Origin of the sequence: Streptomyces sp. NBC_00654, from assembly GCF_026341775.1 — a bacterium.
Classification (GTDB): domain Bacteria; phylum Actinomycetota; class Actinomycetes; order Streptomycetales; family Streptomycetaceae; genus Streptomyces.
Map to the genome: position 1 here is coordinate 651079 of NZ_JAPEOB010000002.1, position 17860 is coordinate 668938.

The 17860-nt window shown below is 70.7% G+C and carries 19 protein-coding genes; 9 read left to right on the forward strand and 10 right to left on the reverse strand.

Annotation, left to right across the window (positions count from 1 at the left end; translation table 11 throughout):
• The first annotated feature begins 48 nt into the window (after positions 1-48).
• Complete coding sequence (locus OHA98_RS23115) at positions 49-480, forward strand: nuclear transport factor 2 family protein (protein WP_266928647.1); 432 nt, start codon at positions 49-51, stop codon at positions 478-480.
• A gap of 116 nt (positions 481-596) precedes the next feature.
• Positions 597-926 carry a deoxyxylulose-5-phosphate synthase gene (locus OHA98_RS23120; protein ID WP_266928648.1) on the forward strand — a complete coding sequence of 110 codons (330 nt, stop codon included), beginning with the start codon at positions 597-599 and terminating at the stop codon, positions 924-926.
• A gap of 141 nt (positions 927-1067) precedes the next feature.
• Here the strand turns inward: OHA98_RS23120 and OHA98_RS23125 are convergent, their stop codons facing one another.
• Together OHA98_RS23125 and OHA98_RS23130 are read right to left on the reverse strand one after the other, a co-directional pair.
• Positions 1068-1538, reverse strand: a complete 471-nt coding sequence (locus OHA98_RS23125; RefSeq protein ID WP_266928649.1) for a hypothetical protein — start codon at positions 1536-1538, stop codon at positions 1068-1070.
• 178 nt (positions 1539-1716) lie between these two features.
• Complete coding sequence (locus OHA98_RS23130; RefSeq protein ID WP_266928650.1) at positions 1717-2382, reverse strand: TetR/AcrR family transcriptional regulator; 666 nt, start codon at positions 2380-2382, stop codon at positions 1717-1719.
• Between the two features lie 101 nt (positions 2383-2483).
• Here OHA98_RS23130 and OHA98_RS23135 point away from each other — a divergent pair, with 101 nt between their 5' ends.
• Positions 2484-3152: a hypothetical protein gene (locus OHA98_RS23135; protein ID WP_266928651.1), complete on the forward strand. Its 669-nt coding sequence runs from the start codon at positions 2484-2486 to the stop codon at positions 3150-3152.
• A 128-nt stretch (positions 3153-3280) separates the two neighbouring features.
• Positions 3281-4051 carry an MIP/aquaporin family protein gene (locus OHA98_RS23140; protein WP_266928652.1) on the forward strand — a complete coding sequence of 257 codons (771 nt, stop codon included), beginning with the start codon at positions 3281-3283 and terminating at the stop codon, positions 4049-4051.
• 26 nt (positions 4052-4077) lie between these two features.
• Here OHA98_RS23140 and OHA98_RS23145 read toward each other — a convergent pair whose 3' ends face one another.
• Positions 4078-5022, reverse strand: coding sequence for a LysR family transcriptional regulator (locus OHA98_RS23145; protein WP_266928653.1), 945 nt, complete (start codon positions 5020-5022; stop codon positions 4078-4080).
• A 177-nt stretch (positions 5023-5199) separates the two neighbouring features.
• On the opposite strand from OHA98_RS23145, the gene dnaE reads away from it, so the two are divergent.
• Entirely contained in the window at positions 5200-8796 is a 3597-nt protein-coding gene (gene dnaE / locus OHA98_RS23150; RefSeq protein WP_266928654.1) for a DNA polymerase III subunit alpha, read from the forward strand.
• Between the two features lie 13 nt (positions 8797-8809).
• On the opposite strand, the gene OHA98_RS23155 is transcribed toward dnaE, so the two are convergent.
• Entirely contained in the window at positions 8810-10141 is a 1332-nt protein-coding gene (locus OHA98_RS23155; protein ID WP_266928655.1) for an aspartate aminotransferase family protein, read from the reverse strand.
• Positions 10142-10231: 90 nt separating this feature from the next.
• Between OHA98_RS23155 and OHA98_RS23160 the strand changes: the two genes are divergently transcribed.
• Positions 10232-10981: an SDR family oxidoreductase gene (locus tag OHA98_RS23160; protein WP_266928656.1), complete on the forward strand. Its 750-nt coding sequence runs from the start codon at positions 10232-10234 to the stop codon at positions 10979-10981.
• On the opposite strand, the gene OHA98_RS23165 is transcribed toward OHA98_RS23160, so the two are convergent.
• From OHA98_RS23165 to OHA98_RS23175, 3 genes are all read right to left on the reverse strand, one after another.
• Entirely contained in the window at positions 10910-11494 is a 585-nt protein-coding gene (locus OHA98_RS23165) for a DUF6309 family protein (protein WP_266928657.1), read from the reverse strand. The two genes, OHA98_RS23160 and OHA98_RS23165, sit on opposite strands and share 72 nt — an antisense overlap.
• The gene (locus tag OHA98_RS23170; protein WP_266928658.1) at positions 11491-12300 is read right to left on the reverse strand and encodes a phytanoyl-CoA dioxygenase family protein; all 810 of its coding nucleotides are present in this window, start codon (positions 12298-12300) and stop codon (positions 11491-11493) included. The genes OHA98_RS23165 and OHA98_RS23170 overlap by 4 nt, the downstream gene beginning before the upstream one ends.
• 158 nt (positions 12301-12458) lie before the next feature.
• Positions 12459-12659, reverse strand: a complete 201-nt coding sequence (locus tag OHA98_RS23175) for a hypothetical protein (RefSeq protein ID WP_266928659.1) — start codon at positions 12657-12659, stop codon at positions 12459-12461.
• Between the two features lie 169 nt (positions 12660-12828).
• On the opposite strand from OHA98_RS23175, the gene OHA98_RS23180 reads away from it, so the two are divergent.
• Positions 12829-13719 carry a hypothetical protein gene (locus OHA98_RS23180; protein WP_266928660.1) on the forward strand — a complete coding sequence of 297 codons (891 nt, stop codon included), beginning with the start codon at positions 12829-12831 and terminating at the stop codon, positions 13717-13719.
• Between the two features lie 11 nt (positions 13720-13730).
• On the opposite strand, the gene OHA98_RS23185 is transcribed toward OHA98_RS23180, so the two are convergent.
• Positions 13731-14342: a TetR/AcrR family transcriptional regulator gene (locus OHA98_RS23185; RefSeq protein WP_266928661.1), complete on the reverse strand. Its 612-nt coding sequence runs from the start codon at positions 14340-14342 to the stop codon at positions 13731-13733.
• 125 nt (positions 14343-14467) lie between these two features.
• On the opposite strand from OHA98_RS23185, the gene OHA98_RS23190 reads away from it, so the two are divergent.
• Positions 14468-15523, forward strand: coding sequence for an alpha/beta hydrolase (locus OHA98_RS23190; protein ID WP_266928662.1), 1056 nt, complete (start codon positions 14468-14470; stop codon positions 15521-15523).
• 122 nt (positions 15524-15645) lie between these two features.
• On the opposite strand, the gene OHA98_RS23195 is transcribed toward OHA98_RS23190, so the two are convergent.
• The gene (locus OHA98_RS23195) at positions 15646-16284 is read right to left on the reverse strand and encodes a hypothetical protein (RefSeq protein WP_266928663.1); all 639 of its coding nucleotides are present in this window, start codon (positions 16282-16284) and stop codon (positions 15646-15648) included.
• Positions 16285-16517: 233 nt separating this feature from the next.
• Between OHA98_RS23195 and OHA98_RS23200 the strand changes: the two genes are divergently transcribed.
• On the forward strand, positions 16518-16946 hold the full coding sequence (locus tag OHA98_RS23200; protein ID WP_266928664.1) for a spore germination protein GerW family protein: 429 nt from the start codon (positions 16518-16520) through the stop codon (positions 16944-16946).
• 61 nt (positions 16947-17007) lie between these two features.
• Here OHA98_RS23200 and OHA98_RS23205 read toward each other — a convergent pair whose 3' ends face one another.
• The gene (locus tag OHA98_RS23205) at positions 17008-17622 is read right to left on the reverse strand and encodes a restriction endonuclease (RefSeq protein WP_266930863.1); all 615 of its coding nucleotides are present in this window, start codon (positions 17620-17622) and stop codon (positions 17008-17010) included.
• Between the last annotated feature and the right edge of the window lie 238 nt (positions 17623-17860).

Here is a 17860-nt window from a genome sequence, read left to right on the forward strand (position 1 = left end):
ATAGTCAAGAAAATGACTAATCACTTCCATGAGTATCCAGGAGGAGTCATGACCGCCGCGGACCGCTTCCGTGCCGCCGTCGACAGCCGCGATCCCACCGCCCTGGAGGACCTGTTCACCGAGGACGTCCGCTTCTACAGCCCGGTGAAGTTCACGCCGTTCGAAGGCAGGCCGATGGTGCTGGGGCTCCTCGGGGTCCTCCTGCGCACCTTCGCGGACTTCCGCTACGTCGGACGCTTCGACGGCGCCGCGCAGACGGGCACCGATGGCACCGAGTCCCCCTCGGCCGCCCTGCTCTTCCGCGCCACCGTGAAGGGCAAGGAGATCCACGGCATCGACCTGCTCCACTTCGACGACGACGGGCGGATCAAGGAGTTCACCGTGATGGTCCGTCCGCAGTCCGCGGTGCATGTGCTGAGCGAGGCGGTCCTCGCCGGCCTGGTCGCCGACGGCCTCGTCCCCGCCCCGTCGGATCACTGAGGACCCGTCCCGTCGTGCCCGGCCGGCCGGCCGCTGCCGCACCGCTGGGGGCGTACGCCCTTGGCGGCCCCGAAATCTCGTCGCGGCCGCCGAGGGGCGGTACCTAGGCTGACCGTATGACCCATACGAAGACCTCGTACGTCTGTCTGCCCTGCCGGGCCTCGTACAAGCAGCCCTATGACAGCGAGAGGCAGCGGATCTGCCCGCGCTGCGCACGATCGCTGATCCACGTGGGGTCGGCCTTCGCCGTGCCCCGGCGCCGGGACACGGCGGCCTGGCGCACACTCTCCGTCCTGCTCAACGCGGGCGTCCGCTTCCACAAGAGCTGCTGCGGCGGACCGGGTTACCGGCCGCGCACGCTGCACGAGGTACGTGAGCGGATGGCGTTCGCGGAGCGGACCGGTGAGCCCATCGCCAGGTCGCTCGTACGGCGCGAACTGCCGTGACCCGTACCCGGCACCCCGGTGCGCCGTGGTGACCGCGGACCGCGGTGACGGCGGGACGACGGCTCGAAGGGCCGGGCGCCGGGCGCCCGGCCGGAGGCGGTGCACGCCGGCCCCTGTGCGCACCGGCGCCGGCGGCCGCGGTCACGGGTGGGCGCTCGTGCCCTCGTAGCCATGGCGGCTCATGCCGCCGCCGTCCGACTCGAGGAACTCCGCGTGGGCCACGCACATGTGGCACAGAGGGCGCCAGCGGGGCCGGTACCCGGGGTGACCGGAGAAGCGCTGCGCGGTGAGGGTGAGGCGGTTCCACCACTCGGCGATGTTCTGACGCAGGGTCTGGACATGGCCGCACTGTTCCTGCATGCGCGCGAGGACCACCGGCTCCCATTCGGTGAGCAGATCGGCCAGGTGCACACAGTCGGAAACGGTGATGTCCCGCAGCCTGACAGCGGCGAAGCGGGCCTCCCCGCCCTCTTCCTGACCGGCGACCAGCTCGGCCAGCCGGCCTTCCAGGAACGTACGCAGGGGCTCGATGTCCTCGTATCGCAGGTCGTCGGAGAACTCCAGCAGCACGGCGGGTGCCAGCAGATCGGACCTGCTCTCGTGAGTAGTCATGGCAGCACTGTGCCTCTCGGCCGGTTCAGCCGCATCGATTCGGCGCTATATCACACTTTGTCCCATCAGATCGAGCGGAACCGCTGCCGCTCGCTCACGCCGCGGACGGGCCGCTGACAGACTTGCCCCGCGGCGCGGCCCGTCCGCGCAGGCGAACGCCCCATCCGGCCCGGCGCGCTCAGTCGGTCACGTTCGGGCGGTCGGCGGCGGCGACGAGGTCGGCGAAGGTAAGCGGCTCACCCGGGGCCGGACCCGAAGCCGAACCGGAAGCCGGATCGGAAGCCGGCGCGGCCCGCGTGGTCAGGCCGTCGAGGGCGAGGTCGAGGTGGCGGTGCAGCAGCGCGCCGTCCGCGTCGAGCCGGGAGAGGCTGCCGGGCAGGGGACGGGACAGCCGGATCGACAGGAGGATCAGGTCGCCCGACCCCACCTCGGGGCGCAGCCGGCCGGAGTCGTGCGCCGCGCGGATCAGGTCATCGAGCGCCGCCGACGTACGGTTCCGGCTGTCGATCAACTCCTGGTCGACGACGAGCTGTTCGAGCAGGACCGGGATCACCGCACCCATCCGGAGGTCCGCCGCCGCGTGGACGAAGCGCCGCACCGCCTCGAACGCGTCACCTTCCTCCCGCCCCGCCCGATGGGCCGCGGCCTCAAGGCGTGAGAGCAGGTCACCGGTGAGATCGCGTACGAGTGCCTCGCGGTCGGCGTAGCGGCGGTAGAGCGTGGCCGGCCCCACGCCCGCCCTGCGCACGATCAGGTCCAGCGGAGCGCCCAGACCCCGCTCCAGGAACACATCGCGGGCGGCATCCAGGATCCGTCGTCTGCTGCGTTCGGCGTCCGCCCGCATGAGACCCACCTTCCATCAATGAAACGGAGAACTTCTCTCCGCCTATGCTAGCGTGCCGTAGGCGGAGAAAATTTCTCCGCTTCGCTCGAAAGGGGTTCGCCATGAACACTGGCGCGCTGCGTGTCCGCACGGTCATCGACGGTGTCGAGTACGGGGACGAGGCCGTTCGGCGGTGGGAACTGGAGCGGTCCCGGGCCGCGCTCACCCTGCTGAAGCAGCGGATCGGGGACCGTCGGATGCGGGAGCTCCTCGCCCCCGATCTCGCCGCGTCGGACGCGGCGATGGCGCCGCTGCCGAGCGGATCCGCGGGAGCCTGGAGGTCTGCCGTCACCGAGATGACGGTCGCCGGGCTCGACGCGGACCGGTTCCTCACCTGGTGGCAGGGCCGGCTCGCGGGCGGTGACCGGTCCGCGCTGCTCTCGGCCAACCCCGAGCACTACCTCGCCGACTCCGGCGGCGGAGTGGTCGAGATCATCGAGACCATAGGTTCGGGCCCGCTCCGGTTCTTCCTCACCTTCCACGACGACGTCGACATCACGGACGAGGGCCACGAGGAGTACCCCGTGCGCATCGGCGGCACCGGACGCCTCGCCGACGGCACCGAGATCGCCCGTGTCATGCACGAGTTCGGCGACGGTCCCGACGGTCTGCGCATCCGTCTGACCATCCAGTTCCCGGCCGGCGCTCCCGAGCACGTCTTCGTCGGACACCAGTGGCACTTCGCGTGCGAGTTCACCAACTGGCTGGAAGGCGCACACGCCCAGGCGTGAGCTCCGTCCGCGCACACAGGCGGGGATCCCCTGCTGATCAGGGGATCCCCGCCGCTCCAGGGCGGGCCCCGCGCCCCGGGCTCTCCTCGGCGCGGCCCGGCGAACAGCGATCTCCGAGGACCACGTTCATGACACCCACCACTCCGGCCGTGCCGGTACGGACCGGCGCGCCCACCACCGCGGAACCCGGCATCCCACGACGCGCGGCCTGCGAATTCGCCCTTACCGGCATGCTGCTGTTCCTCGTCGTCACCGGCGTGCGCTGGCTCCTCGCACCCGACTCACCGATCGCCGTCCATGACATCCACGGCGCCCTCGCCATCCTGGGCGCCGCCGTCGGTGTGCTCCTCATGGCGTTCATGGCGTCCCCGCCCGGACGACGGTCCGGCGGACATCTCAATCCCGCCGTCACCGTCGCACTGTGGCGGCTCGGCGCCTTCCCGGCCCGCGCCGTCGTCCCGTACGTCATGGCCCAGCTGGCCGGTTCCGTCGCGGGAGCGGCGCTCGGCCGGCTTGTCTGGGGACCGGCCGTATCCCGCTTCCCGGTCGGCTACGCGACCGTCCGTGCCGATCCCTCATGGCCCGCCGGCGCGGTGCTCACGGCGGAGACCGGAGTCCTCGTGCTGCTGACGATGATGCTGTCCGTCCTTCTGGCCCACCCGGCCGGCCGCAGGCTGCTCCCCTGTGCGGTGGGCCTCGCCACCGCGGTCATCATCGCGACGCTCGGCCCCGTCAGCGGCGGATCGGCCAATCCGGCACGGCAGTTCGGTCCGGCGCTCCTGGCCCAGGACCTCACCCATCTGTGGATCTACCTGCTCGGTCCGGTGCTCGGCGCGGTGCTGGGAGCGGCCCTGGTGGCGCCGGCCAGGTCCCGGACCGCACCGCGGCCCCGGCGCTGACGGCCGGGAAGGTCACCGCTCCGCCATCACGGCGGTCCCGATCGCCGGGCCCATGCCGGTGTCCAGATCTCGCCGTCGGGGCGGGCGGGGCAGGTGGCGACGAGGTGGGCGCGGAGGGCGGTGAGAGCGGGGTGCTGGTTGTCGGCGCGCCAGAGCAGTGAGTGCGGGTAGACGGGGGTCGGGTCGCGCAGCGGGATGAGCCTCAGGTCGTGGCCGGCGGGCCAGACGAGCGGGGTCTGTTCGCTGACGAAGGTCGCCAGTGTGGCGGAGTCCGCGATCGTGTCGAGGAGGTGCTCGATACCGAAGTCGGGGCCGATCGGGTCGATGGTGAACCCGAACGTGGTGGCGAGTTCGTCGTAGTAGGCGGCCCACTCGGTTCCGGGGCGGTTGCCGGGCATCCAGATCCGGCGCCCGGCGAGCCGGCCGAGGGCGACGGCGGGAGCCGAGGCGAACTCGTGGGCCGGACCGGTGAACAGGCGGAGGGGCTCGTCGAGGACCGGGGTGGACTCGATGCCTTCGGGCAGCTGTCGGCCGGGCATGGTCACGGCCCGGAAGGTCGCGTCGATCGTGCCGGACAGGATGGCGGCGACGGCCGCGTCCGAGTCGAGCAGGGTCACGACATCGAGCTCGACGTCGGGGTGCGCGCGGTGGAATCCGCGCAGCAGCCCCGCCACCGAGAGACGGCGGCCGATCACGTCGACCCGCAGTGCGCGGCTGCCTGGCCGTACGGAGGCGGCGGCCCGCTCCTCGGCCCGGAGCAGAGTGCGGGCATGGGGCAGGAACGCCTGTCCGTCGATGGTGAGCCGGGCCCCGCGCGCGGTGCGGTGGAACAGCCGCACACCGAGGTCGGTCTCCAGCCCGGCGATGCGCTTGGAGACGGCCTGTGGAGTGATCGACAAGGCGACGGCGGCTTCCTGGAACTGCTCCGCGTCGACGGCGGTGACGAAGGTGCGCACAGCGGTGAGGTCCACGCCGACATCATAGGTACTCAACCAATCGTTGATTGATCGCGGTCACATGGTTGTTTGATTCCCACTCTCCCGGCTCGCTTTGATGTCTCCGGTCAACGTCTGGTTTCGCAGCGGCGCGGCAGCGGGGGACCCGGCCGCCGCATCCGCCGATGCGCTCGCCCCGGAGGTGTCCCACCCGTGCCGGATTCTTTCGTCCACCTGCACAACCACACCGAATACTCGATGCTGGACGGCGCGCAGAAGCTGAAACCGATGTTCGGCGAGGTCGCCCGGCAGCGCATGCCCGCGATCGCCATGAGCGACCACGGCAACATGTTCGGCGCCCATGAGTTCGCCCAGGTCGCGAAGGGTTTCGAGGGCATCACACCGATCATCGGCATCGAGGCGTACGTGGCTCCTTCCTCGCGGTTCGCCCGGAAGCAGGAGTTCTGGGGGCCGGGAGGACGCCGTGCCGTCGGCGCCGGCGGGGAGGGTTCGAAGGACGTCTCCGGCGGCGGCCGCTTCACCCATATGACGATGTGGGCACGGAATGTCCAGGGGCTGCGGAACCTGTTCCGGCTCAGCACACAGGCCAGTTACGAGGGCCAGTTCCCCGCCGGGAAGCCGCGCATGGACCGGGAACTGATCGCCGAGCGGCCGGAGGGGATCATCGCCACCACCGGCTGTCCGTCCGGCGAGATCCAGACCCGTCTGCGGCTGAACCAGTACGACGAGGCGAAGGCCACCGCAGCGGCGTACCAGGAGATCTTCGGCCGAGAGAACTATTTCCTCGAACTGATGGACCACGGCCTGGACATCGAGCGGGAGGTCCGCGGCGGGCTGCTGCGCCTGGCCGGGGAGCTCGGCATCCCGCTGCTGGCCACCAATGACGCGCATTACGTCACCGAGGACCAGGCCGACGCCCACGACAGTCTGCTGTGCATCGGCGTCGGCAGGAACAAGGACGACCCGGACCGCTTCCGCTTCAACGGCTCCGGCTACTACCTCAGGACAGCCGCCGAGATGCGTGCCCTGTTCTCGGAGCTTCCGCAGGCCTGCGACAACACCCTCCTGATCGCCGAGCGCATCGAGTCCTACGACGAGGTCTTCGACTACATCGACGAAATGCCGCGCTTCCCCGGCGTACCCGAAGGCGAGACCCAGGAGTCCTGGCTGCGCGGGGAAGTCCTCAGGGGCCTGGCCCTGCGCTACGGAAGCCCGGTCCCCCAGCACGTCCTGGACCGCTTCGAGACCGAGATGGCGGTCATCGGCCCCATGGGCTTCAGCTCGTACTTCCTCGTCGTCGCGGACATCTGCCGGCACGCCCGGGAGAACAGGATTCCCCTCGGTCCGGGCCGCGGCTCGGCCACGGGCTCCATCGTCGCGTACGCCACCCGGATCACCGAACTGTGCCCGCTGGAACACGGCCTCCTGTTCGAGCGGTTCCTCAACCCCGAACGCATCAACCCGCCGGACGTCGACCTCGACTTCGACGACCGTCAGCGCGACAGAATGGTCCGCTACGTCACCGAGAAGTACGGCGGCGAGTACACCGCCATGGTGAACACGTTCGGCAGGATCAAGGCCAAGAACGCGACCAAGGACTCCTCACGGATCCTGGGCTACCCCTTCTCGCACGGGGAGCGGATCACCAAGGCGCTCCCGCCGGACCAGAACGGCAGGTCCGCCCCGCTGGCGGCCGTCTTCGACCCCTCGCACGAGCGGTACGGCGAGGCCGGGGAGATCCGGCAGATGTACGAGAGCGAACCCGATGTGAAGCGGGTGATCGACACCGCCCTGGGGGTGGAGGGCCTGACGCGCGGGACGGGTGTGCACGCCGCCGCGGTGATCCTGTCCAGGACGAGGCTGACCGACCGTATCCCGCTGCACATGCGTGCCTCGGACGGCGTACGGATCACCGGGTTCGACTATCCGTCGTGCGAGGCGATGGGACTGATCAAGATGGACTTCCTGGGGCTGCGGAACCTGGGGGTCATCGATCAGGCCATCGAGAACATCCGCGAGAACCGGGGGGTCGGCCTCGCCACCGTGGACCCCATGGACAACGGCTCCCGCGACACCGTGATCCCGCTCGATGACGCGAGGACGTACCGGCTGCTGGCCGAGGGGAACACGTTCGGGGTGTTCCAGCTCGACGGCGGCGGCATGCGGGTCCTGCTGAAGCAGATGGAGCCCACCCGGTTCGAGGACATCGCGGCGGTCAACGCCCTCTACCGCCCGGGTCCGATGGCGGCGAACGCACACACCAACTACGCGCACCGCAAGACCGGCCGCCAGGAGATCACCCCGATCCACCCCGAGCTGCGCGACGCCCTGGAGCCGATCCTCGGCAACACCTTCCATCTGCTCGTCTACCAGGAGCAGATCATGGCCATCGCCCGGGAACTGGCCGGGTACACACTGGGCGGCGCCGACCTGCTGCGCCGGGCGATGGGCAAGAAGAAGCCGGAGGTGCTGGCCGCGGAGTGGGACAAGTTCCACAACGGCATGCGGGGCAACGGTTACGGCGAGGAGGCCGTCAAGGCGCTCTGGGACGTCATGCTGCCGTTCTCCGGCTATGCGTTCAACAAGTCCCACACCGCCGGATACGGCCTCGTCTCGTACTGGACCGCCTATCTCAAGGCCAACTACCCGGCCGAGTACATGGCGGCCCTGCTCACCTCCGTCGGCGACGACAAGGACAAGGCCGCGGTCTACCTCGCCGACGCCCGCAAGAACGGCGTGCGGGTCCTCCAGCCCGATGTGAACGAGTCCGTCGCGGAGTTCACCGCCGTGGGCGACGACGTACGGTTCGGGCTGCGGTCGGTGCGCAATGTCGGCGACAACGTCATCGACGCCGTCGTCGGCGCCCGCCGCGCCAGGGGCAGGTTCACCTCCTTCTCCGACTTCCTGGACAAGGCCGCCCTGCCCGCCCTGAACAAGAGGGCCGTCGAGTCCCTGGTCAAGGCCGGCACCTTCGATTCCCTGGGGCATTCGCGCAAGGGCCTCACCGCCATCCACGAGGAGGCCATCGACGCGGTCATCCCCGTGAAGCGAGCGGCCGGCTTCGGGCAGGACGACCTCTTCGCGGGGCTGGGCGGGAAGGAGGACGGCGGGACGGCGTTCGGGCTGGACTTCCCCGTCGACGACGCCGAGTGGCCCCGCCACCGGCTGCTGGCGACCGAACGCGAGATGCTCGGCCTGTACGTCTCCGCCCATCCGCTGGACGGAGCCGAGCACATTCTTTCCGGCGCCCGCGACTGTTCCGTCGCCGAACTCCTCGCCTCCGGCCGCACCGCCGGGGACGTACAGCTCTCCGGACTGATCACCGGCATCCAGCTGAAGGTCACCAAACAGGGCAACGCCTGGGCCATCGTGAATCTCGAGGACCGGGACGCCGGGATCGAGGTCCTCTTCTTCCCGGCGTCCTATCAGCTCGTGCGGCATGCGCTGGCCGAGGACAACGTCGTCTCCGTCAGGGGCAGGATCGAGGACCGCGACGGCACCGTGAACATCTTCGGCAGGGAACTGCGGGTGCTGGACGTGTCCGCGGCCGAGCACGGCGGGCGGCCTCCCGTACGGCTCGCGCTGCCCGCCCACCGCATCACCGAGCGGTCCGTGAGCGACCTGAAGCGAATCCTCACGGACCACCCGGGAGACAGCCCGGTCCACCTCAGCGTGCGCGGCGCGCGGAAGACCACCGTCTACGCCCTGAACGCCACGGTGAACGCCGCCACCGTCGCCTCCGACGTGAAGGGCACGTTCGGGGCCGAGGCGTGGGTGGGCCTCGCCTGATGCCGGGGAGGCCTCACAGCGCCTTGAAGGCCTCCCCGACCGCCCGGCAGGTGGCGTCGAGGTCGTCGTCCGACACGGTGGCGGGCACGAACCAGCAGGCCATGCCGTAGGCGTTGGTGTGCACACCGCGTTTGAGCAGCTCGTGGCGGAAGGCGTCGTAGCGGGGCTGGTCGGCCCGCAGCAGGTCCCGGTACTGGCGGGTGGGTGTGCCGTCCGGGGAGAAGACCACCTGGAACATGGCTCCGACGCCCTGTACCGCGCAGGGGACGCCTTCGTCATGAGCCGCGCGCCGCACGGTTTCCATCACGCGGCGGCCGGTCTCGTCGATCCGTTTGGTGACGGCGGGATCGTTCAGGGCACGCAGCGTCACCAGGGCGGCCGTGGCACACAGCGGTGACGCGTTGTAGGTCCCGCCGTGCTTCACCCGCGCCCGCGCCAGCGGCTCCATCACCTCGCGGCGCCCGGCGAAGGCGGCGATCGGGAGCCCGCCGCCCAGCGCCTTGGAGAACACCGCGAGGTCGGGGACCACCCCGAAGAGGGTCTGCGCTCCCCCGGGGCCCGTCCGGAATCCGGTGCACACCTCGTCGAAGATCAGCACGATCCGGCGGGCGGTGCACTCCTCGCGCAGCAGGTCCAGGAATCCCGGATCGGGCATGGTGCAGGCGTTGTTGGCCACGATGGGTTCGCAGATGACGGCGGCGAGTTCGGGATGGGCGTCGAGGACGTCCCGCAGTGCGGCGGGGTCGTTCCAGGGGCAGACCACCACATCGTCCACGACTCCGGCCGGAATGCCGGGCGAGTGGGGCACGGGGTGCGGAGTGCCGTAGGGCCCGGCTTCGGCGACGGTGGGACGGTTGGAGATGGCGAGGGTGTCGGACCAGCCGTGGTAGTGGCCCTCGAACTTCAGGATCCTGGACCGTCCGGTGTACCCGCGTGCCGCGCGCACCGCGCCCTGTACCGCTTCGCTGCCCGAGTTCGCGAAGCGGACCAGATCCGCGCAGGGCACCATCCGGCAGATCAGTTCGGCCAGTTCGACCTCGGGAACGTTGCAGGTGCCGAACATCGTGCCGCTGTGCAGTACGTCGGTGAGGGCGTCGGTGAGGAGCGGAGAGGCGTGCCCCAGGATGGCGCTGCCGTAGGAGATGAGGTAGTCGATGTACTCGTTGCCGTCGACGTCCCGGATGCGGGAGCCCGACCCGCTGTGCATGTAGAGCGGATAGGGGTGCGGTCCGGTCGAGGTCAGGCGGGCGGAGGAACTGATACCGCCGGCCAGGGACGCCTGCGCCCGCTCGAACCAGGATCGGCTGCCGTCGGTTCCGCCCAGCGCCGGGAAAGCGTCATTCATCGCTGCTCCTGTTTGGATGGGAAAGCCGTGGGACACGCTCCGGGAGCCATGCGTGGAGACGGTGGCTCACGGAAAGAGGGTGTGTGCGACATGACGGTGAGAACGGCGATAGTCACGGGGGCCGGGAGCGGCGTCGGGCGGGCCTGCGCGCTGGGGCTGCTGGCCGACGGCTGGACGGTCGTACTCACCGGCCGCCGGGCCGCCGCCCTGGCGGAGACGGCCGCCCTCGCGCCCGAGCGGGACCGGGAGCGCGCTGTCGCGGTCCGCGCCGACATCACCGACCCGGCGGCCGTCGATGACCTGTTCGCCGCGGTGGAGGGCCGGTTCGGCCGGCTCGACCTGCTGTTCAACAACGCCGCCGACACCATGCCGTACACCGCGACCGAGGAGGTGAGCGCCGAGGACTGGCACCGCGTCATGGACTCCATCGCCACCGGTACCTTCCTCTGTTCCCGGGCCGCGTTCCGGATGATGAAGGCGCAGTCCCCGCGCGGCGGCCGGATCATCAACAACGGTGCCCCTTCCGCCCAGGCTCCCCGGCCCGACTCGATCGCCTTCACCGCCGCCAAGCACGCGGTGGCCGGACTGACGCGTTCGCTCTCCCTCGACGGCCGCCGGCACGACATCTCCTGCGGCCAGATCGACATCGGGAATGTGACCCCGCAGGACCGGCCGCAGCCCGCCGTACGCCAGGCGGACGGCTCGGTCCGATCCGAGCCGACCATGGATATGCGCCATGTCGTCGACATGGTCCGTGCCATGGCCGCACTACCCGCCGGGGTGAACATTCAGTCCGTCCTGGTCATGCCGAGCTCCATGCCGTACGTCGGCCGGGGATAGCCCCGCGACATACGCCTTCACCCATCGGCCCGGGACCAGCTGCCCGGCCCGCTGCCAGGCCAGCATCCGGTGGAGGCCGTCCAGATGGATCAGCCCCTCGCGCACCGTCAGCTCTTCGTAGTCCGCCCCGGGCACCGCTCCGGTGCTGAGGAAGAGTGCCCGGGGCGGGGCGTGGATCTGGCGTGCCAGCTTGAGTCCGCACAGCGGATTGGTACGGGCGTACGACGGCCCCAGCGCGGCGAGCCGGGACGCCGCCGCGGCCACGGTGAGTCCGGTCCTCGGGATCAGCTCGACATCGCCGTCCTCCCCCAGGTGCCACGGCAGGACGACATCGAGCACTTCGGTGCCCTCCAGCAGCACCTCGTGCCAGCGCCCGCCCAGGGCCGACTGCGCGTTACGGATATGGGTTTCGGCCTCGTCGTTGGAGTTGGCCTCGTCGTTCCGGTCGTACGGGTGTTCCTGGCCGAAACGCCTCATGAGCGCGTCGAACGTGACGGCTTCCAGCACCTTCATGCCGGTGTTCCCCTGCCTGTGCGGACATATTCGCTGAAATGCCGGTCGGAGAAGAGCTCCGGCCAGCGTCCGTGGCCCAGCCCCCGGTCCCGGCCCGCGGCCAGCACCCTGCGCCAGTACGGCTTGACCGGGGGCCACAGCGTGCCCGTCCGGCAGTACGACGCGTCGATCATGTACCGGGGGCCCCCGCCCGTCGCCGGACCGGTCGCGGCGCGCCGGGTGTGGAACAGCGCGGAGTGCAGCAGCACGGTGGAGCCCGGCGGAAGCTCGTCGATGAGCACTTCGCCCGGCTGCCAGGCCGTGCCGAGGTGGTTCCAGGCGTCCTTCTCGGTCACCTGCCCATGCGATCCGGGCATGACGGCGAGGGAGCCCATGGCGGGCGTGAGCCCGCCGATGTAGTGCAGAGCGTGGATCATGGGGTGGTCGCGGTCCCGCTGTGGGCGCTGTTCGTAGTCGTGGTGCCAGTTCTTGCCGCTGCCGCCGGGCGGACGGCGGTCGCTGTGCAGGTGATGGAAGACGAAGTCGGCCCCCAGCAGGCGGTCGTCACCGAGCAGTTCCAGCAGCGGGGTGCAGGAGGCGAGTTCCCCGTGCGCCTCCATCTCCAACTCCACCGTCGACGGCGGGGCGCATTCCCCCGGCCGCAGGCACGCGTCGATGGATATCTGCCGCAGGCCCGTGTCGACCCACCGGTCGACCTCGGGCGCGAGCCGCCCGACCAGACCGGGAGGAAGGAATCCGGGCAGTACCAGGTAGCCGCTCTTGTCGAAGTTCTCCAGCTGCGCATCCAGGTCCATGAAGCCGATCACGCGAGGAACCCCCCAGTATTCACCGAGCTGCCGAGAGAAATACCGTCGAACGTCCGGTGCTTTCTATCCCACTGGTCTACAGGGCACTCCTGAACAACTGACAATGGCCAAACGCCAGTACCTTGGCCGGAACCGGGCAGCCCCGCGCCGCGGACTCCTCACCTTCCAGGAGGCTTCAGGCTGTTGAGAAGGGCTCGGAGCACCGCGAGGCGGTGGGCGCGGAGCCGGTCGGCCGCCTTCGAGCCGGCTGTCGGACGAAGAGCCTCGCGGGTCGCGCGGATGGTCAGCACACCGAGGATCAGCCGGACAGCCGGGCCGCTGACCGCGGCGGCCACCAGCAGCCATGCCGCTCCGCTCATGCCTGTCGGGAGCATCGTCGATCACACCTCCGCCATTCGGGAGGACCCTGTCTAGCGCGATCGTCCGACGGTGCGCAGCCCCGCAGGCGCGCGGTAGCGGCCCGCGCGGTGACACCTCCGCGCAGCCGCGCGCCTTCCGGCGGAACGCGGCCCGGGGAAGGATGCGGGCATGGCAAACGCGAACGAGCCGCGCACTCCCTGGGTCAAGGGGCCGAAGCGCGAGCTTCCCTTCCCCTACGACCGGGACCTCTCCGGGGTGCTGCGGCATCTCAACCGTCGTACCCGCACGTTCCGTTCCCGGCTGGCGAACGACCCGGTCACGGCCGCGTATCTGGCGGCCGGTATGCGTCTGCTGGGGCAGCACCTCGGCCCCGGATCCCCGGGGCGGGCGCAGGGGGAGCGTCCGTTTCTCAGCTTTCTCTCCCAGCGCGCGATCGCCGCCGAGGTCGCCAACAACCCTCGCCCGTTTCCCCGGCAGGGCACCGTCGCGATGCTGCGGGACCGCTGGAGCGCGCAGTCGGCGTACGTCGCCGATCTGATCAACTTCGCGGTGTGGCGGGAGAATTACCGGCCCGAGTACCGCGAGCAGCGTGCCGCGAACACCAGGAAGCTGGTGAACGGGCCGGACTTCGTGCGCGCGGTGCACGAGACGGCGTACCGGCACACCGCCGATGGTGCCGCCATGCCGTCCGTACGGCTCGGCCTGGCCCTCATGACCTCGGCCGAGGGCGACGAGGAGATCGCGCAGGCCGTCTCCGCCATGTACGAGGACTATCTCGGTTCATGGAAGGAGCTGTACAGCGCCGTGATGCGGGAGCGCGGCCTGCGGCTGCGCCCGGGGCTCACCCTCGACGACCTGGCCAACGCCCTCTCCGCGACGACGGACGGAATGACGCTGCGCGCCATCGGTGACCCCGCTTCCGGTGTCGTCGACCACGCGAACCGCCGCTCCCTCATGGGTACGGTCGCTCTCGCCGTGATCCACGCGTTCCTCGAACCGGACGAGGACGCGAGCGGTCTCACACTGGAACAGGCGGTCTCGATGAGATTCGACACCTGACCCGGCACGGGTCAGGCCGGGGAGGCCGGACCGCCCCCGTGTGCGCCCAGCCCGTCCAGGACCAGATCGGCCAGCGCACGCGGCAGATCCTCGTCCAGCGGCTCACGGGTCAGCAGCGCCCTGCTGTGAAGGGGGGCGATCAGCGCTTCGAGGGCCACGCGTGGATTCGTCCCCGCGCGGAGTTCACCGCGTGCGATGCCGCGTTCCACCATCGCACCGGCCAGCTCCAGCCTCGACCGCCAGAACTCCTCGCGGGCCGCGGCCAGTTCGGGGTCGTCCACGGTGATCACAGCGGCACGGGCGAGCGCTCCGCCCAACGGGCTGTTGAGGTAGTCCACCACCAGGGCGGCGAAGGCGTACAGGTCCTCACGCACCGAACCCGTGTCCGGCACCGGGATGCGGCGGTCACTGACGGCGAGCAGCGCGTCGGTGATCAGGTTCTCGCGGGTGCGCCAGCGACGGTAGACGGACGTCTCGTTCACTTCGGCCCTCGCGGCGACGTCGGCGAAGCTGAATCCGGTCACCCCGTTCTCCACCAACGCCTCGACAGCCGCGTCCAGCACGGCCTGGCGCACGCGCGCCCCCCGGCCGCCGGGACGGCGCCGGATTTCGCCCTCGGTCATGTACATCACTCCTCGCACCCATACTAACGCCGGTCTTCTTGCTTTTATCGCCGAAGTGATCCATGGTGCTTAAAGCAAGTTTTCTCACTTTTAGCGTCACCGAGGGTGACGCGTAAGGAGTCGACATGTCGTACGTATGGCCTCTGGACCCCCGTGACCTGTTCGTCGAGCGGTACCCGCAGATGCTCGGCTTCGGACTGCCCGCCGAGGACGTCGACGCGGCCCGTGCCGCGATCGTGGCCATGTGGCCGGACGCGCCGGGCGGCTGGGTCCACGAGTGGACGCGGCTCGCCGACCGCTACGCCGCCGCCGGCCGCCACGACCTGGCGGTGCTCGCCCACGGCTGGGCGAAGTTCCCCACCCTGGCCGACGAGCCCAAGCGCACGGCGCTGGCCCGGCAGGCCGAGCAGTACGAGCTCTCCGCGCCCGGCTTCCCGGTGGACTTCGAGCGGCGTATCCTCACCGTCCCGCACCGGGGCGGCACGGCGCGGGTGGCGATCCACATCCTGGCGGTGCCCGGTCTGCCCGCCGACGCCCCCGTCACCCTCGCGAGCGGCGGGGTGGACTCCTGGAAGATGGACCTCCACCCGCTGTGGGTCCAGCTCGCCCAGCTCTCACGGACCCGGGTCATCACGTTCGACCTCGCGGGAACGGGCGAGACCAGCCACATCCCCATGACTCCCGACGGTGGCACCGAGATCATCGAGGGGGTGATCGCCGAGGCCCGCAGGATCAGCGACGGCAAGGTGGCGCACTTCGGGATCTCCATGGGCGGCTACTACTCCGCCCGCACCGGACTCACCGGCGCGGTGGACGCCTCCATCGTCCTGGGCGGGCCGGTGGAAGCGGCGTTCGCGCCCGGCCGCGGATTCGCGTACGGCATGGAGGGAATCGTCGGCAACGCGCTCGGCTTCAACCGCCCCCCGACCCCCGACGAGCAGAGCGACGCGTTCTCCCGGTTCGACCTGCGCCCGCTGCTCGACCAGGACACCCAGGTGCCCATGCTCGTGATCAACGGGGCCGACGACGTGCACATCCCCCAGCAGGACACACTCGTCTTCAGGAACCGCCGGGACACCCGGGTCGAACTCGTCCCCGGCACCGGCCACTGCGCCATCTCCAAGCTGCCCGAGGTGCTGCCCGTCATCGTCGACTGGCTCAAGCAGACCCTGAACGGCTGACCCGCCCCTCACCCACCCGTTCCCGGCCGGTGCCGCGTACGGCATCGCCCTCCCCGGACGATGCCGTACGCGGCACCGGCCGATTCCGTACGCGACCCGACGGCGACCCGACGGCGGCCCGTTCAGCGCCGGGCGGACGGCCGTCCCCCCGCCTGCCGCGCTCCGACGACCGCGAGCACCGCGTCCGCCAGCGCCGGAACGGACCGGCCGCCGCCGGCGTCGATCCGGTCCAGGCCCAGCCGGTCGGCGGCCTCCACCATGAGGACCTGATAGCGCTCCGTACGCGCCAGGAACTTCTCCATCAGATGCCGCTCCCCCTCCGCCGCCCGCTCGTATCCACCCGCCTCGTGCACCCGGGCGCGTACGACGTCCATGTCCGCGGTGAGCCACACGGCGGCGGTGTACGGGACCGTCAGTTCCGCGACCCGAGCGGGCCGGAGAGCCGAACCCTCAAGGACCAGACCGGGCCTGTCGCCGCTCCCGTCCACATGTGACGCGATCAGATCCTCGATGCGGGGCCACAGCCGTTCGTAGTGGTCGAGAACGGACGTGATCAGCTCATCGACCGTCAACGACCGGTAGTGCTCGGCGACATGCGGCGGAACCTCGTGGTCCGGCGTGGCCCAGGGCCGCCCCGGGTGACGCGCCAGCCCGTCGGTCGACAGGCACACGAACCCGAGACGCTCCGCCACCGCTTGGGCGACAGTCGACTTGCCGACATTGGACGTTCCACCGATCAGCACCACCCGCGCATCGCTCATGCCGCAACCCTAGGGGCTGTCCGGACACACCCCACCCGGCCTGCGGCGTCCGGCACGCGTCCACGTCCGCGACCGTGCGAACCATCCCCGCACTGGCGCGGTTTGCGGCATGGAGGCGGCGGGGCCGCCCCGCCGGCGGACCCCCGCCCCGTACTCCGGCATTCCCCGGCCGGTCCCCGGCGGCAATACTCGGTACGCCCGCCCATCAGCACACCAGCCCCGGAGGCAACACCATGGCAACGCCACCCAGGACGCCGCAGGAAGCCGGTACGACGCGGGGCGCGAGCGCGGAGGCCGCGGGCCGGTTGCTGGACCGGGTGGCCGAGCGCCTCGGCGGCAGGGCATCGGTGTCGGCCGTCTTCGGGGAGCCGGTCGTCCGCGACGACATCACCGTGATCCCTGTGGCGTCGGCCGGAATCGGATTCGGCGGCGGCGCCGCTCAGGAGAGCGGTGACAGGAAAACCAGCGAGGGTGGTGGAGGGGGCGGCGCCGCGACGGCGCGTCCCCTCGGATTCATCGAGATCAGGAAGGGGGCCGCGGTGTACCGGCCGATCCGGCCCCCGTGGGCCGACGCGGTCATCCCCGCGGTCCTGCTCCTGGCCGCGGTCGTCGCTCCCCGGGCCGCTCGCGCCTTCGCCGGACTCGGGCGCCGGCAAGGCTGAGGACTCTCCCGCAAGCCGGCGGGCCGCCCCGGGCCGCCCCGCCGGCCGGGACGCGGCTTCCTCAGGACAGCGAACTCGGCCGGCGCGGCGGCGGCACCACACCCAGCAGCTCCCACAGAGGACGCGAGCCGCCGGCCCATGCGCCGAGAGTCCGGCGGTCCACCAGATGCAGTCGCTGCGTCTTCGCGAACTCCACAGCCGGTGCGGAGAACCGACCGTTCGTCACCAGGACGATGACGTCCCCCTTGTGCACGGGCCGTCCCGTGCCGTTGAGGACCTGTAGGTCCGGGGTGCCCACGGCCGCCCCCGCCAGGCCGTCCCGGCGGTGTTTGCACTGAATCACCCAGCGTCGGCCGTAGGGATCGGTGGCCTTGACGTCGGCTCCGTTGTCCCCGGCTCCCCCTACCTGGACCGCGTCCTCGCAGCCGTCACGGATCATCAGGTCCCTTATCGCGTACTCGAAGTCCCGGTGGTGCAGTTGGTCGAGCCGGGCCAGCGGGTAGCGCAGGGCGCTCTCCCTCGTCCGCCGCTGCCGGTTCAGCCGGATCCGATGCCGCTGCCACAGGACACCACCGGCCACCAGAACGGCCAGGGCCGACGGAACGGCCCAGAAGTGGTCCGCGAGCCAGTTCAGGATTCCGCCGAGAACCCACAGGCCCACGGCGGCCACCACCAGCACCTCTCCCGCCCGTACCTGCTGACGCTTCCGCGAGCGGGCCGGTCGGGGCCGCCGGGACGTACAGCCGGCGGGGCTGCGCACGGTACGGCGCGCAGGACGCCAGGGAGGACGGCGGGAAGGGCGGCGGGCATTCACCGGCCGCTCCAGGGGCGTTGCCGCGTCCTTGTCCCGTCCCGGCCGTCCCGACGTCCGCACGAATGCACCCAGGGCACGACGTTTCCCTCCCGGTCCGCTG